The 13,511-nt window shown below is 55.0% G+C and carries 16 protein-coding genes; 9 read left to right on the forward strand and 7 right to left on the reverse strand.

What is annotated here, in order from left to right; translation table 11 throughout:
• Positions 1 to 79 precede the first annotated feature (79 nt).
• From KV190_RS02780 to KV190_RS02805, 6 genes are read left to right on the forward strand one after another with little or no spacing between them, the layout of a single operon-like run.
• A complete protein-coding gene (locus KV190_RS02780) occupies positions 80 to 913 on the forward strand; it encodes a thiazole synthase (RefSeq protein WP_460194498.1) in 834 nt (277 codons plus the stop codon).
• On the forward strand, positions 910 to 2,064 hold the full coding sequence (hpnI, locus tag KV190_RS02785) for a bacteriohopanetetrol glucosamine biosynthesis glycosyltransferase HpnI (protein WP_460194499.1): 1,155 nt from the start codon (positions 910 to 912) through the stop codon (positions 2,062 to 2,064). The genes KV190_RS02780 and hpnI overlap by 4 nt, the downstream gene beginning before the upstream one ends.
• 52 nt (positions 2,065 to 2,116) lie before the next feature.
• Positions 2,117 to 2,287: a photosystem II assembly protein Psb34 gene (gene psb34, locus KV190_RS02790; RefSeq protein WP_011055918.1), complete on the forward strand. Its 171-nt coding sequence runs from the start codon at positions 2,117 to 2,119 to the stop codon at positions 2,285 to 2,287.
• Positions 2,288 to 2,327: 40 nt separating this feature from the next.
• Positions 2,328 to 2,906 carry a tRNA (adenosine(37)-N6)-threonylcarbamoyltransferase complex dimerization subunit type 1 TsaB gene (tsaB, locus tag KV190_RS02795; protein ID WP_460194500.1) on the forward strand — a complete coding sequence of 193 codons (579 nt, stop codon included), beginning with the start codon at positions 2,328 to 2,330 and terminating at the stop codon, positions 2,904 to 2,906.
• The gene (locus KV190_RS02800; protein ID WP_460194501.1) at positions 2,896 to 4,350 is read left to right on the forward strand and encodes a CIA30 family protein; all 1,455 of its coding nucleotides are present in this window, start codon (positions 2,896 to 2,898) and stop codon (positions 4,348 to 4,350) included. Before tsaB ends, KV190_RS02800 begins: the two co-directional genes overlap by 11 nt.
• 13 nt (positions 4,351 to 4,363) lie before the next feature.
• The gene (locus tag KV190_RS02805) at positions 4,364 to 5,620 is read left to right on the forward strand and encodes a metallophosphoesterase family protein (protein ID WP_460194502.1); all 1,257 of its coding nucleotides are present in this window, start codon (positions 4,364 to 4,366) and stop codon (positions 5,618 to 5,620) included.
• Here the strand turns inward: KV190_RS02805 and KV190_RS02810 are convergent.
• The 5 genes from KV190_RS02810 to KV190_RS02830 form a co-directional block, all read right to left on the reverse strand.
• Positions 5,617 to 6,360 (reverse strand): DUF928 domain-containing protein, encoded by a 744-nt coding sequence (locus KV190_RS02810; RefSeq protein ID WP_460194503.1) that lies wholly within the window; start codon positions 6,358 to 6,360, stop codon positions 5,617 to 5,619. The two genes, KV190_RS02805 and KV190_RS02810, sit on opposite strands and share 4 nt — an antisense overlap.
• 68 nt (positions 6,361 to 6,428) lie before the next feature.
• A complete protein-coding gene (locus KV190_RS02815) occupies positions 6,429 to 7,337 on the reverse strand; it encodes a S1 family peptidase (protein ID WP_460194504.1) in 909 nt (302 codons plus the stop codon).
• 107 nt (positions 7,338 to 7,444) lie between these two features.
• Entirely contained in the window at positions 7,445 to 8,047 is a 603-nt protein-coding gene (gene ureG, locus KV190_RS02820; RefSeq protein ID WP_460194505.1) for an urease accessory protein UreG, read from the reverse strand.
• Positions 8,048 to 8,051: 4 nt separating this feature from the next.
• Positions 8,052 to 8,975 (reverse strand): GTPase Era, encoded by a 924-nt coding sequence (gene era / locus KV190_RS02825; protein WP_460194506.1) that lies wholly within the window; start codon positions 8,973 to 8,975, stop codon positions 8,052 to 8,054.
• 9 nt (positions 8,976 to 8,984) lie between these two features.
• The gene (locus tag KV190_RS02830; protein WP_460194507.1) at positions 8,985 to 9,479 is read right to left on the reverse strand and encodes an ExbD/TolR family protein; all 495 of its coding nucleotides are present in this window, start codon (positions 9,477 to 9,479) and stop codon (positions 8,985 to 8,987) included.
• 76 nt (positions 9,480 to 9,555) lie between these two features.
• Between KV190_RS02830 and gmk the strand changes: the two genes are divergently transcribed.
• Entirely contained in the window at positions 9,556 to 10,131 is a 576-nt protein-coding gene (gene gmk / locus KV190_RS02835; RefSeq protein ID WP_460194508.1) for a guanylate kinase, read from the forward strand.
• Here gmk and KV190_RS02840 read toward each other — a convergent pair.
• Entirely contained in the window at positions 10,128 to 10,850 is a 723-nt protein-coding gene (locus KV190_RS02840) for an ABC transporter ATP-binding protein (protein ID WP_206201540.1), read from the reverse strand. The two genes, gmk and KV190_RS02840, sit on opposite strands and share 4 nt — an antisense overlap.
• 97 nt (positions 10,851 to 10,947) lie before the next feature.
• Here KV190_RS02840 and KV190_RS02845 point away from each other — a divergent pair, with 97 nt between their 5' ends.
• Both KV190_RS02845 and KV190_RS02850 read left to right on the forward strand, forming a co-directional pair.
• Positions 10,948 to 11,961, forward strand: a complete 1,014-nt coding sequence (locus KV190_RS02845; RefSeq protein WP_460194509.1) for a zinc-dependent alcohol dehydrogenase family protein — start codon at positions 10,948 to 10,950, stop codon at positions 11,959 to 11,961.
• Positions 11,962 to 11,975: 14 nt separating this feature from the next.
• Positions 11,976 to 12,332: a hypothetical protein gene (locus tag KV190_RS02850; protein WP_460194510.1), complete on the forward strand. Its 357-nt coding sequence runs from the start codon at positions 11,976 to 11,978 to the stop codon at positions 12,330 to 12,332.
• Between the two features lies 1 nt (position 12,333).
• On the opposite strand, the gene KV190_RS02855 is transcribed toward KV190_RS02850, so the two are convergent.
• Positions 12,334 to 13,485 (reverse strand): trypsin-like peptidase domain-containing protein, encoded by a 1,152-nt coding sequence (locus KV190_RS02855; RefSeq protein ID WP_460194511.1) that lies wholly within the window; start codon positions 13,483 to 13,485, stop codon positions 12,334 to 12,336.
• Positions 13,486 to 13,511: the final 26 nt, after the last annotated feature.

Below are 13,511 nucleotides of genomic sequence, written 5' to 3' on the forward strand. Positions count from 1 at the left end.
CAAGGTCGCAGCAGCAAAGAGCTTAACCCTGATATCGTAGAAAGGCAAACCCTAGTGCTTTTTACTTCACAAATGCATCATGGTGACTGCGCCTCCTCCTGAGCTGTTAATTGAAGATGCCCCGCTAACGATCGCTGGGCGGCAGTTCCGTTCACGCCTGATGACCGGTACGGGCAAGTATCGTTCCATTGCGGATCTACAGGCTAGTGTTGCCGCGAGTGGCTGTGAAATTGTTACGGTAGCCGTACGTCGTGTTCAAACCAATGCCCCCGGTCACGAAGGCCTCGTGGATGCCCTTGACTGGAGTAAAATCTGGCTGCTGCCCAACACCGCTGGCTGTCAAACCGCTGAGGAGGCGATTCGCGTTGCCCGTTTAGGCCGAGAAATGGCCAAGCTCTTGGGTCAAGAGGACAACAACTTTGTCAAGCTAGAGGTGATTCCCGACCCGAAATATTTGCTGCCCGATCCCTTTGGCACGCTTGCCGCCGCAGAACAACTGGTCAAAGAAGGATTTGCGGTTCTTCCCTACATCAATGCAGATCCCCTGCTGGCTAAACGCCTTGAGGAAGTGGGCTGTGTTACTGTGATGCCTTTGGCCTCCCCCATTGGTTCGGGGCAAGGTCTGCGCAATGCCGCTAATATTCAAATCATTATTGATCAAGCCAGTGTTCCCGTTGTGGTCGATGCCGGCATTGGCACGCCCAGTGAGGCTGCCGCCGCGATGGAGTTAGGGGCAGATGCACTCTTGATTAATACCGCGATCGCCCAAGCGGGAAATGCACCAGCAATGGCCAAAGCCATGGCACTTGCAACCACTGCTGGGCGTCTTGCTTACTTAGCCGGTCGGATTCCGGTCAAAGCTTATGCCAGTGCCAGTTCGCCGACGACTGGGACAATTACAACAACACCATGATGATTGTGCTCATTCTACTGAGCCTGTTGAGTCTGACGGGTACTACCTCTTACCTGATTGCTGGGGGCTTAACGCTACAATTTTTTGGCCAGAAAACACCTCAACGTCTCGATCCGGCACCAGCGGTCTCCTTGCTTGTTCCTGTCTGTGGTTTGGATGCTGGCGCTTGGGAAAATTGGTCATCACTGTGTGAGCAGGACTACGAGACCTACGAAGTGCTCTTTGGCGTCCAAGACCTGCAAGACCCCGCCTTGCCCGTGCTCAAAGAACTGTGTCAAAAGTATCCCGATCGCGCCCGCTGGTACCTTTGCGATGAGATTCGCGGCATTAACCGCAAGATGAGTAACCTCTCGCAACTCTTGCCCCATGCCCACTACGACGTGATTGTATTAGCCGATAGCGATGTGCGCGTCACTCGTGCCTATCTCAGGAGCATTACCGCTCCCTTGGCAGATCCAACCATTGGCGTGGTTACCTGCGGCTACATTGACCACCATCCCAAACGCCTAGGGGCTGCTTTTTTGGCCATGGGTCGCTGTATTGATTTTATCCCCGGTGTACTAATGGCTCGTTTCTTGGATCGGGGGCTACGCTTTGCCATTGGCCCGACGGTGGTGCTGCGGCGGCAGGTGCTTGAAGACATTGGTGGCTTTGAGATTGCCCTCAACCGCATTGGTGACGACTACCGACTGGGCTATACCGCTTGGCAGGCGGGTTATCGAGTAGAGCTATCTAGGTACATCCTTGACAACGATTGCAGTGATGAATCTTTCCTAAAGGCCGTGCAACGGGAACTGCGCTGGTCGCGTACGATTCGCTCCAATCGTGGCAATCAGTATTTTGGCATGGTGTTTATGTTTGGCACCGTCTATAGTGCCCTGCTGTGGGGACTGTTTCCAGCCCCATGGACCCTCAGCGTCTTTCTCGGGGTTCAGGGCATTCGTTGGTTGCAGGCAAGCATGAGCATGGTCTGGATGGGCACCCCTCGGCTGCTATTGTGGCTCTGGCTATTGCCCCTGCGGGATGTGATGAGCTTCCTGATTTGGCTGGGGGGCTGCTTTGGCAATCGCATCTACTGGCGGGGTCGCTGGTTGCGGGTCTATCGCCACGGTCAATTGCAAGAAATTGTTAAGGATTCTCAAGGGTCGTAAAGCTCGCTTGTTAGAATAGCTGCACTGTAACGCTGAATTGAGGTTTGTTTCGATGCGCTATACCACCGATGAGGGCGGTCGCCTAAACAACTTTGCCATTGAGCCTAAGGTCTATCAAGCGCAGCCTTGGACACCTCAGCAAAAAGTACGGGCAGCCCTGTTGGTTGGGGGCGGATTGCTTTTAGTGGCTGGCTTGGTGGCGATCGCCGTCGGAGTGAGCTAATCTGCTTTGTCTGGGTTTTGATACGAGCGATGCCACACTGGTGGCTGGTCTCTATGATTTAGAGTCAGATCAACTGCTGGCGGTGAAAACATGGCCTCTGGGTCGCGAACTGGCCAGCCAACTTCACCCTTGCCTTGGGGAACTGATGGGTCGCTACACGTGGGGTGAACTGGGGGCGATCGCCATTGGCTGTGGGCCGGGCAGCTTTACGGGAACGCGCTTGGGGGTAGTGACTGCCCGCATCCTAGCCCAACAACTGGAAGTCCCCCTTTTGGGTCTGTCTAGCCTTGGCACAATGGCGTGGCACTATCGTGATGAACTTGTAGAACAGGATGGGGTGGTGTCGCGTCGTGCCCAGCAGGGGCATCAGTACCTTGGCATTTACCGTTATCAGGGGGGGAGTCTCAACGCTATTTGGGGCGATCGCCTGCTAGCAGACCACGAAGCAGAAACGCTCTTAGCCACTTGGCCTCACCCCTACAAACACCTGAATCCCCCTAACCCCACCGACTATGGCCGCGCTCTGCTCACATGGGCAGCCCAACAGTGGCACGATACACTAAGGGCAGGGGAAAAGCTCCCCCATTGGTCAAGCGTGGTGCCCCTCTATGGCAAATAACTGGGAACTCAGTCGCTTTCTCGATACACTGCGCTTTTTTCAAACCTTACCCTTTGTGGGAACGCTGGAACCTCTGCGCCCTGTGCTGTCACCCCTTTTACCGGATCTCTTTAAGCCGCCCGCCTATCGGGGCAGTGGCCTTGTTGTGGTGATGGGGGCAACGGGGCGAACCGGTCAAGCCGTGGTGAAAACCCTCTTGGGTCAAGGCTATGCTGTACGGGCAGGGGTGCGCGATCGCACCAAAGCTGAGAGTGTACTTCCCTCAGACCCTTTTTTAGACATTGTCGTTGCCGACGTGACTCAACCCTTGCCTGCCGATCTCTTGCAGGGCAGTCGAGCAGTGATCAACTGTGTTGGGGCCAAGGTACAGCCCAATCCCAACGCGCCACCCCCCGGCCTTGAAATTGTCGGTGCGAGTCCAGAGGCGGTTGAATTTGAGGGCATGCGGCATTTATTGGAACGTGCCCAACCCTATTTTCAAAGTCAACCCAACACCTATCCCCTCTTTGACTATCGCTATCCCACGCCCCCCTTGAAGGAAGTTTGGGGCGCCCTCGATGATGTGGTCATGGGTGGGGTCAGTGCCAGCCAGTTTTACCTTAAGGAGCACAGTGCCCTCTTCACGGGGCTGGTTTCTACGGAAAATTCCGGGGGGTTTGTCTCGATTCGCACCCGCAACCTCACCCCACCCCTCAATCTGCAAGGGTACACGGGCATCCAACTCCGGGTTCGCGGCGATGGCCAGCGCTATAAATTTTTCCTACGCAGTGACCCCGCTTGGGATGGCGTCGGTTATGCCATGTCCTTTGATACGGTGGCCGATCAGTGGATCACGGTTGAATTGCCCTTTAGCCACTTTATTCCGGTGTTTCGGGCTCGCACCGCCACCAATGCGCCGCCTCTGAATGTGGGGCAAATTTACTCGCTGCAACTGATGCTCAGCAAATTTGAGTATGACGGTGCCCTTAACCCCCACTTCCGCCCCGGCACCCTCAGCTTGGAGATTGAGTCGATCCAAGCCTATGGGGGCTTGCCCTTACCCCGCATGATTCAGGTGAGTTCTGCGGGGGTGACCCGGCCGCAACAAGCGGATCTTGACCTGAAGGGGCAACCCTTGGCGGTTCAATACAACGACCAACTGGGGGGCATCCTCACGTGGAAACTGGCGGCAGAAAATATGCTGCGCCAAAGTGGCTTGCCCTATACGATTGTCCGTCCCTGTGGTCTGACGGATCAGCCCGGTGGTAAAGAGTTGCGCCTTGATCAGGGCGATCGCCTGACGGGTTCTCTGAGTCGTGAAGATTTAGCGGCATTTCTGGCCAGCTTGCTGAATTTGCCCGTGGCCTGCTATCGCACCGTAGAAGTGGTGGCCACAGATCAAGCCGCAGAGGCCTATCCCAATTGGGCAGCACGCCTTGCCCAACTTCCCAGCGATCGCCCCTAGGAGACAGTGTCCAATGGTACGTTTTCTCCATGTTGCCGATGTCCACCTTGGCTTCAACAAGTACCGCCAAGACAATCCCAATCGCACATTTGACTTTTTCACCGCCTTTGACAGTGCCCTGCAAACCTACGCCATCGAGGCACAGGTGGATTTTGTCCTGATTGCTGGTGATCTGTTTGAGGAGCGGATGATTACCCCCGGCATTCTCAATCAAGCGGAATATGTCCTCGACAAGGTGCGATCGGCGGGGATTCCAGTGCTGGCGATCGAGGGCAACCACGATAACTGTCCCTACGGTGTCAAGTCCAATTGGCTACGCTACCTCTGTGAAAAAGACTATCTCTATCTACTGGAACCTGATGAAAGTGGCCAATTACAGCCGTGGGACTCCGAGGCAGCGCGGGGTGGTTATATGGATCTCCCCTGTGGCGTGCGTGTGATTGGTTCCCAGTGGTATGGTGCCAGTGCCCCCCGTGCCATTCAACAGCTTGCCAGTCAAATTCAGGCGCTGCCGCCCGCTGCTGGTGCGACGATTTTGCTCTTTCACCACGGCCTTGAGGGGCAAGTCTCCCGCTACCAAGGGGCATTGCGCTACAACGAACTCCTACCTCTGCGCCAAGCGGGTGTAGATTACCTCGCCCTCGGGCATATCCATCGCCATTACGCCGTTGAGGACTGGATCTTTAATCCCGGCTCGGTTGAGGCCAATTCGACTCAGGAAAATCAGCAGCAAAATCCGCGCGGGGTGCTCTTAGTCAGCCTCGATCAGGGGTCACCCCAAGCCGAACTCAAGCGGGACTATTGGCAGCGTCCCATCCATCGCTACACCCTTACCCTCACCCCCAGTGACACCGTGAGCGATGTGGAGAGCCGACTCCAGCAACTGGTGCAGCGGCATCGGGCAGACATGGCAGAGGCAATTGTTGAAGTCACCCTCAAAGGTGAAGTGGGGTTTGAGCGGGGTGATTTATCTGTGCGATCGCTCCAAGGACAACTGCAAGAAGCGGCCAAGGCCTTTATCTTTCGATTGGGGTTTGCGGCAACCCCTGTGGCCTATCAAACCTACCGTGATGCGACGGCTGAGCCACCCCCCCGCGCCCAGATCGAAGAACAGGTATTTACGGATCTGCTGGCCAGTGTTGCTGAGTATCGCGATCGCGCCGAACCCTTGGCCAAGGTGCTGATGCACATCAAAGAAGATCTGCTGCAACCCAATGCCAATATTCCTGACCTCTACAAGTGGCTGGCAGACCTCTCCTTAGAGGGTTAGGGTTGGGGTGGTAAGGGAACGAGGGGTTGATTCGCCACATTGGCCAACTGGACAGCGGGAGACTGCAAGAGGGCTTGCCATTTTTGCTGGAGTTGGGCATTCCCCGGTTGCGCTAGGCGTTGCTTAGCCAGTTGATTGAGGGTGTCGTACCAGTAGCCCGCCATGGCAAAGGCATCCGCCACATCTTTGGCTTGGATAATGCGCTGCTGTTGGCTTGGGGATAAGGGCATCGGTCGAAACCAACTGACGGTTTTGACGGCGGTGGTGCCATTGGTGCAGGTGAGGGTGAGTTGCCACTGGTAGTCCACACCATTTTTGAGGGAGACATTCTCCACAGGCCAACCAATAATACCCGCTTCCGTGGGGGCAGGACGCTCTTGGCGATAGACTTCGGTGCCTTGGGGATCCCGCAGCGTCAGAGTTAGGGTTGCGCCCTGATTGGCGGGAATGAAGCTATAGAGGGTGGGGGTGGGGGTGCTGCTGAGGCCATTGTTATCCTTGGGCACGAGGGCAACCACCGTTTGTTTTGGCTCAGTCAGACAGCTTTCGGTGCCACCAGTACTTTCCCGCAATAGCATGGGACGAGCAATCCGCGTTGCAGCTCCCTCACGGTTACCGGGGCGGCCAATATTGGCCGGTGGACGATAACTGGCCCAAGAGGCATGGGCGATCGCCCCAATCATCACCACTGCCAAGCTTAGGGGAACGGCAATGGGGCGGATCCCAACTTGAATAGCCATATTACTCAATCCTCGCAATTGAACAGGCAATGAACCGGGACTCAGTTCAACAGGTCATAGGGATTTTTTTAGAAGCCAAAGATGTTGCGGATGACACTCACACCCGTATTGACAGTATTCAAAATTGAATTGATGTTCTCAATGCGATCGCGACTATCGGGTTGACTCGGTGCGGTCACAACCACCGGCGCAGTGCCACTGGCGATCGCCTGATTATCCACTTGCAGGGAAAGAAATACACCCGCCGCTGGCGCACCCGTCAGAAAGGTGTTAATCGGAATCGCGTAGTTAAACCCCGGCTTAATCAAGCTGGCAATGCTCGCTGCCGCCTCTGGACTCAAGCCTTGGCGCTCAAGGGAGCGGGGGTCTTCTGTATCACCGAGACCATGCACCCCGACCACACGCCCTGCACTATCCAAAACAGGGCCACCACTCATGCCGCGACGGGTAACATTGGTGTAGATCATTTTATAACCATCAATGGGTTCAATCAAAAAGCCAGAGATACGGCCATCGGTAAACTGCCGCACTAACTGACCACTGCCCCCCGGCTGCGGCCACCCCGAGATAAAGACCTGCGACCCTTCCTTAGCAAAGTCAGAGTTTGTCAGCGTAGCCACCTGATAGTCTTTTTTCTCGCTTGTGAATTCCACAATCGCTAAATCTGTATTCGGCAAAAATTTAATCTTATTGAAATCAACAGCGTAGGCCTGCTGATCAATGGGAATCACGCGGTAATTATCCTTACGATTGACAACGTGCTTTGCCGTAAGCACATAGTAGGTCGAACCGGAGCGAGAAATAATGGCACCAGAACCGTGGGAATCTTTCCCTACAATCAAGACCGTGATGTTGCGGGCAATCTCGTTAATTTGCTCACCACTCAGGGGTTGGACTTGACCCACTGCGGGTAAAGCCATGGCCACTAACCCCGTTGCGCCGAGCGTTGCACCCCTCACCCATGCGTAGCTCATCATACTTCCTACCTGACGACACCGATAGGACGATTCTAAGGGGCAAATTGTTTCAATGCTAGTGATGGTGATCAGTGATTTTTTGTGCGTTGGGTCAACTTCCGTTATGTTTAGGCTGCCAAATGGGATGTGAGAAAAGCAATCACCTGATCTAGCCCAAGGCCAGTTTTCAGATTTGTCATCACATAGGGGCGATCGCCCCGCATTTTCAGGGTGTCCCGCTTCATCACCTCTAAATCAGCACCCACATAAGGAGCTAGGTCAATTTTATTAATCACCAGTAAATCCGACTTGGTAATCCCCGGTCCCCCTTTACGGGGAATTTTATCGCCAGCAGCCACGTCAATCACGTAAATCGTTAAATCCACCAGTTCTGGGCTAAAGGTCGCAGCCAAATTATCGCCGCCACTCTCGACAAAAATCAGATCCAAAGGTTGAAGTGCGGTTTCCAACTGTTGAATGGCCGCCAGATTGAGGGAAGCATCTTCGCGAATGGCGGTGTGGGGACATCCCCCCGTTTCAACGCCGAGAATTCGCTCGGGGGGAAGGGCTTGGGAGCGCACCAAAAACTGGGCATCCTCTTGGGTGTAAATATCATTAGTCACGACTGCGAGGCGATAGCGATCGCGCAAAGCTTTACAAAGGGCATCCACAAGGGCGGTTTTACCTGACCCCACAGGTCCTGCCACACCCACTCGCAATGCTGTATTCATCACCTTAATCCTTTTCAATGCGATAGCCCAACTCCGCCAAGCGCAACCGATCCTGTCGCCAGCGGGGGCGCACCTTCACAAACAGTTCTAAATAAATCTTGCCCCCAATCAGGGTTTCAATTTCTTGGCGAGCAGCGGTGCCAATTTGTTTGAGTAACTGACCCCCTTGACCGATAATAATCGCCTTTTGCGTTGGACGCTCCACATAAATCACGGCGTGGACACGAGTCAGGTTGCGATCCTGCTGCACCTGTTCAATCGTCACGGCCACCGAATGGGGGACTTCCTCGCGGGTGTGGTGCAAAATTTGCTCACGGATCAATTCCGCCATGATAAAGCGCTCCGGCTGATCGGTGACCATTTCTGGCGGATAGTAATAGGGGCCAAGGGGCAACTGCGCTTCAATCGCCGATTGTAATACACCAACTCCCTCTCCCGTGAGCGCTGAGCAGGGATAGGCTGGCCAAGGGCCAAGGGTTTGATAGTCCTGTTGTCGCTGTTCTCGCTCCTCTGCCGGCAGCAAGTCAATTTTATTGATGGCCATAAGCACAGGAGATGGGGTCGTTGTCAGCAGATCCGCCACGTAGCGATCGCCCCGACCGGGTGGACTTGCCGCATCCACCACAAAGACAATCGCATCCACCCGATTGAGAACGCCCTTCGCATTGTGCACTAGCACTTCCCCAAGACGATGGTGGGGCTTATGGATGCCGGGGGTATCCACAAAGATAAATTGTGCCGTTGCTGTTGTCAGGATGCCCCGTAAGCGGTTGCGAGTCGTTTGCGCCACGGGGGAGGTAATGGCGACCTTTTGCCCCAGCAGATGGTTAAAGAGGGTGGACTTGCCCACATTGGGACGACCCACTAAGGCAACAAAGCCAGAGCGAAAGCCGTCCGGGGCAACAGGAATACTGGCAATCGGTTCCACCGTGAGTCCCTATGGATTGGAGGGCGTGGGTTGATCGTTGGCGGGCGGCGAGGGGAGGGGGGTAGGACTAGTCTCCGTACTCAGCACCGGCTGTTCAACAGGTTGCGTGGCCAAAGCCACACGATTGCCCCCTAGCGATCGCAGGAGATCCAAGACTTGAATCACTTCGTTGTAGCTCACCACCTGCGATGCCCGCAAAATCACCACCCCTTGCGGATTCGTTTTCAAGTACGTGGCCAAACGTTCATAGAGTTCACTGCGGTTGACGGGGTCTTTATCCACAAAGAGTTGCCCCGCTGGATCAATGCTCACCACCAACATCTTTTGCGACTGCGCTTGACTGGTGCTTGCTTGGGGCAGATTCAAGGTAATCGCCTGCTGCCGCGTCAGACTCACCGCCGCCAAAATAAAGAACGTGAGGATACAAAAGACCACATCAATCAGGGGTAGCATCTCAATGCGGGCATTTTCACTCTCACTGGGCAAATGAATCTTCACGGCCATTCCTCAACCACACTGCCTCAATGATAAAACGCTGAGCAGACAGAGTAGGATCAAAAAGTTTCCCACCCATGCAACGATGACCACTGCAACGCCCCAGCCCGGACAACTGATTGTGATTACTGGCCCTAGTGGGGTCGGCAAAGGGACACTCCTACGGCAACTGCGGCAGCGACATCCCGAACTGGCACTTTCAGTTTCGGCCACGACCCGCCCACCGCGCCCCACAGAAGTAGAAGGCATAGATTACTATTTTGTCTCCGTGGAAGATTTTCAAGCTATGATTGCTGCTGGCAAACTTTTGGAATGGGCAGAGTTTGCCGGTCACTACTACGGCACCCCGCGCGATCCCCTGCTGCGGCTGATTGCAGAGGGAAAAACGGTCATCCTTGAAATTGAACTGCAAGGGGCACGCCAAGTTCGCCAATCCTATCCCCAAGCGCGCCACATTTTCATTCTGCCGCCATCTTTAGCGGAACTCGAGCACCGTCTGCGCAGCCGTGGCCAAGATAGTGAGGAGGCGATCGCCCGCCGTTTAGCCCAAGCGGAAACTGAAATTGCGGCGGCTCCAGAATTTGATGTCCAAATTGTCAATGATGATCTGGAAAAAAGCCTGATTGCCCTCGAAACAGCAATTTTTAGCCCTGCCCCCTAAGGCTCTGCCCGCACAATACCGAGGTAGAGTTCCCCCACTTTGGGGTCATTGAGTAATTCGCTGCCCAGTCCCTCATAGCGATCTTTGCCCATTTCCAAGACGTACCCGCGATCGCTCATGGCAAGGGCTTTCCGTGCATTTTGCTCCACCAGAATAATAGCGGTGCCTTGGGCATTAATTTCCTTGATTTTGGCAAAGACATCATTGACGAGGGCTGGGGAGAGCGCCGCGGAGGGTTCATCCAAGACCATAATTTGCGGGTCTAGCATCATGGCGCGTCCCATGGCCAGCATTTGCCGTTCTCCCCCCGAAAGGGTTCCTGCCCGTTGCTGTCGTCGCTCAGCCAAGCGGGGAAAGGTGTCATAGACCCGTTCTTTGAGGGCTTTAAGGTTGCCGCTTTTCGTAAAGGCACCCATCTCGAGATTTTCTTCAACCGTCAGGGTGCGAAAGACATTGGCAATCTGCGGCACATAACCGATTCCCTTTTTGACAATTTGGTTGGGACGCAAGTAGGTAATATCTTCTCCGGCGAGGGTAATGGTGCCGAGGCGGGGCGTCAGCAACCCAGCGATCGTTTTTGCCAAGGTTGATTTTCCCGCTCCATTGGGGCCAATGACCGCCACTAGCTCGCCGGCTTCGAGACGAAAATTAACGCCCCGTAGAATATCCACATCGGGAATATAGCCAGCATAGACATCAGCAACGTGGAGCAAGCTCATGGTGCAAAGGACATCGCCAGAGGGTTGATATCTTAGCTTAGTATAGAGGCTTTGCCTAAACCGCTATTGTGGTACTAGAGAAACGGCTGGAAACACGATGAAAGCGATCGCCATCACAGAATTTGGTGACCCCGATGTTTTAGTGCTGCGGGAGGTGCCCGAGCCAGAGCTACAGGCTGCCAATGAAGTAAAAATTCAATTGCGGGCGGCCAGCGTCAACCCCATTGATACTAAGTTGCGCCAGCGGGGGACGTTTTTTCCCGATCGCCAGCCAGCCATTCTCGGTTGTGATGGGGCGGGGGTGGTCGTGGCTGTCGGTGCAGCGGTGCAGCGGTTTCGCGTAGGGGATGAAGTTTATTTTTGCTATGGGGGCTTAGGCGATCGCGGCGGCTGTTATGCCGAATATACCGTTGTCCCAGAAATGGCCGTTGCCCACAAACCCAAGTCCCTCTCATTTATTCAGGCGGCTGCTTTGCCCTTGGCCGTGATTACCGCTTGGGAAGCCTTGGGCGATCGCGGTGCAGTGCCACCTTTGAATGTCCTCTCCAGCGCAAAAACCGTTCTCATTCATGCCGGGGCGGGCGGGGTGGGGCATCTCGCCATTCAATTAGCGCGGCGATCGGGGGCCACTGTTGCCACAACCATTAGTTCCGCAGCCAAAGCCCGTTTTGCTGAACGTCTTGGAGCCACCCTTGCCATTAACTACACCACCAGTGATTGGGTGCAGGCAGTCTTGGATTGGACAGGGGGCAAAGGGGTTGATTTTGCCCTTGACACCGTCGGCGGCACAACCTTTGGTGAAACCTTCAAAGCGGTGCGTCCCTATGGCACCCTCGCCACCCTTTTGGAACCCGCCGCCGATACGCCGTGGAAAATTGCCCGCCAACGCAACCTTTTGATCCAACTCACACTGATGCTGACCCCCCAACTCATGGGGTTGAGTGATGCCCTTGCCCATCAGGGAAACATCCTTGAGCAGGTGGCCACCCTTGTGGATCGCGGCGAGCTACAGGTTGTTGTCGATAAAACCTTTCCCCTCGGTGCAGCGGCGGATGCCCATCGCTATCTCAGCCAACGCTTGGTGCAGGGTAAGGTGGTACTCGTCCCATAATTGGGGATTTTTTGATGGTTGCTCAGATCCTTGCGGCCTTTGTCATCGGGCTGGAACAGGCTCAAGGGGTGCCGACATGGCTCAGCCAAACGCCCCGCAGTGATGTTTATCGAGTTTGCCGCATTTTTAACGGACGCCTGAGTTATTGTGGCCGTTGGTTTACGGGGGAAACCGTTCTACTTCACAACAATTTCTATCGCACCTGCCGCATTTTTAACGGACGCCTCAGTTATTGTGGCCGTTGGTTCACCGGCGAAACGGTTCTATGGCACAACAATGCCTATCGCACCTGTCGCATCTTTAATGGGCGACTCAGTTACTGTGGTCGGTGGTTCACGGGGGAAGCAGTGCTGCCGGATCCTCGACGCTAACCTATTCTGGCTGCGAGGAGGGATACAATTCCGGTGGCATTGGCTCCGGTTGCAGGCTCACGGTTTGCTGGCGATCGCCCCGTTGAATCTCCAAAGTCACTTTCTCCCCCAACTTTGTTTGCTCGACAACGCTTTGTACCTGTTGGGGAGTGGGTTGATTGACATCGTTAATTTTGGCAATCCAATCTCCCGCTTGCAGACCCGCTTTCGCTGCCGGGGAATTGGGGGCAATGCCAATGATCAGCGTCCCTTGGGTTTGGTTGAGTGTCCAGTTGGGCTGATCTTGACGGATTTGGGCAGCCACTTCCGGCGTCAATTGCACCATGCGAATCCCCAAATAGAGGTGCTGGGCGCGACCCGTAGTAATAATCTGCTCAGCAATGCGATAGGCGGTATTGATGGGAATGGCAAAGCCAAGACCCTGCGCTTGGGAAATCACGGCGGTATTGACGCCCACCACTTGCCCAGCAGCATTCAGGAGTGGCCCCCCGGAATTCCCCGGATTAATCGCCGCATCGGTTTGAATGAAGCTCACCCGCTTATCCGCAGCACCAATTTCATTACTGGCACGCCCCGTTGCACTAATAATCCCAGCAGTTACGGTGTTACTTAGCCCCAAGGGGTTACCGATGGCGATCGCCCACTCACCGGGGACAAGGCTATCGGAATTGCCCAGTTGTACCGTCGGTAAATTCTCGGCCTCAATCTGCACCACCGCCACATCCGTCAGGGAATCAGCACCCACCACCTTGCCCTCATACTGGCGACCATCGGGAAGCGTGACTCGCACGGCACTGGCGCCTTCCACCACATGGGCATTGGTCATAATCTTGCCGTCGGGGGTAAATATAAACCCAGAGCCTTGACCTTGGCGCACCGGCACATCTGGGATCGGAAAAGGATTGAGAAAACTATCCTCTTTACTGCGGCGCAGGCGTAGGGTATCAATGCTCACCACCGCTGGTCCTGCCTCAGCAACCACCTTGGCAATGAAATTCTCGCCCGCATTGGGTCGCTCCGTGGGAGCAAGGGGAGGCAAAGATGTCCCCGTATGGGGGGTGGGGGGGCTGCGATCGGGCAAGCGCAATGGACAGCCCGTCAGTGCCACAAGGGCGATCGCCATCCCAACGAGACTCAACCGCGTACGAACCATACTGAACCCAACTCGGCATTAGATCC

The sequence above is a fragment of the Thermosynechococcus sp. FA-CM-4201 genome, from assembly GCF_054689355.1.

Coding starts and splice junctions, on each gene's coding strand:
- KV190_RS02830 (WP_460194507.1), bottom strand. CDS start 9,479: ATGGCCGTGAAGATTCATTTGCCCAGTGAGAGTGAAAATGCCCGCATT.
- psb34 (WP_011055918.1), top strand. CDS start 2,117: ATGCGCTATACCACCGATGAGGGCGGTCGCCTAAACAACTTTGCCATT.
- KV190_RS02840 (WP_206201540.1), bottom strand. CDS start 10,850: ATGAGCTTGCTCCACGTTGCTGATGTCTATGCTGGCTATATTCCCGAT.
- gmk (WP_460194508.1), top strand. CDS start 9,556: ATGACCACTGCAACGCCCCAGCCCGGACAACTGATTGTGATTACTGGC.
- KV190_RS02855 (WP_460194511.1), bottom strand. CDS start 13,485: ATGGTTCGTACGCGGTTGAGTCTCGTTGGGATGGCGATCGCCCTTGTG.
- KV190_RS02810 (WP_460194503.1), bottom strand. CDS start 6,360: ATGGCTATTCAAGTTGGGATCCGCCCCATTGCCGTTCCCCTAAGCTTG.
- KV190_RS02800 (WP_460194501.1), top strand. CDS start 2,896: ATGGCAAATAACTGGGAACTCAGTCGCTTTCTCGATACACTGCGCTTT.
- KV190_RS02780 (WP_460194498.1), top strand. CDS start 80: ATGGTGACTGCGCCTCCTCCTGAGCTGTTAATTGAAGATGCCCCGCTA.
- hpnI (WP_460194499.1), top strand. CDS start 910: ATGATGATTGTGCTCATTCTACTGAGCCTGTTGAGTCTGACGGGTACT.
- KV190_RS02805 (WP_460194502.1), top strand. CDS start 4,364: ATGGTACGTTTTCTCCATGTTGCCGATGTCCACCTTGGCTTCAACAAG.
- KV190_RS02850 (WP_460194510.1), top strand. CDS start 11,976: ATGGTTGCTCAGATCCTTGCGGCCTTTGTCATCGGGCTGGAACAGGCT.
- ureG (WP_460194505.1), bottom strand. CDS start 8,047: ATGAATACAGCATTGCGAGTGGGTGTGGCAGGACCTGTGGGGTCAGGT.
- KV190_RS02845 (WP_460194509.1), top strand. CDS start 10,948: ATGAAAGCGATCGCCATCACAGAATTTGGTGACCCCGATGTTTTAGTG.
- KV190_RS02815 (WP_460194504.1), bottom strand. CDS start 7,337: ATGATGAGCTACGCATGGGTGAGGGGTGCAACGCTCGGCGCAACGGGG.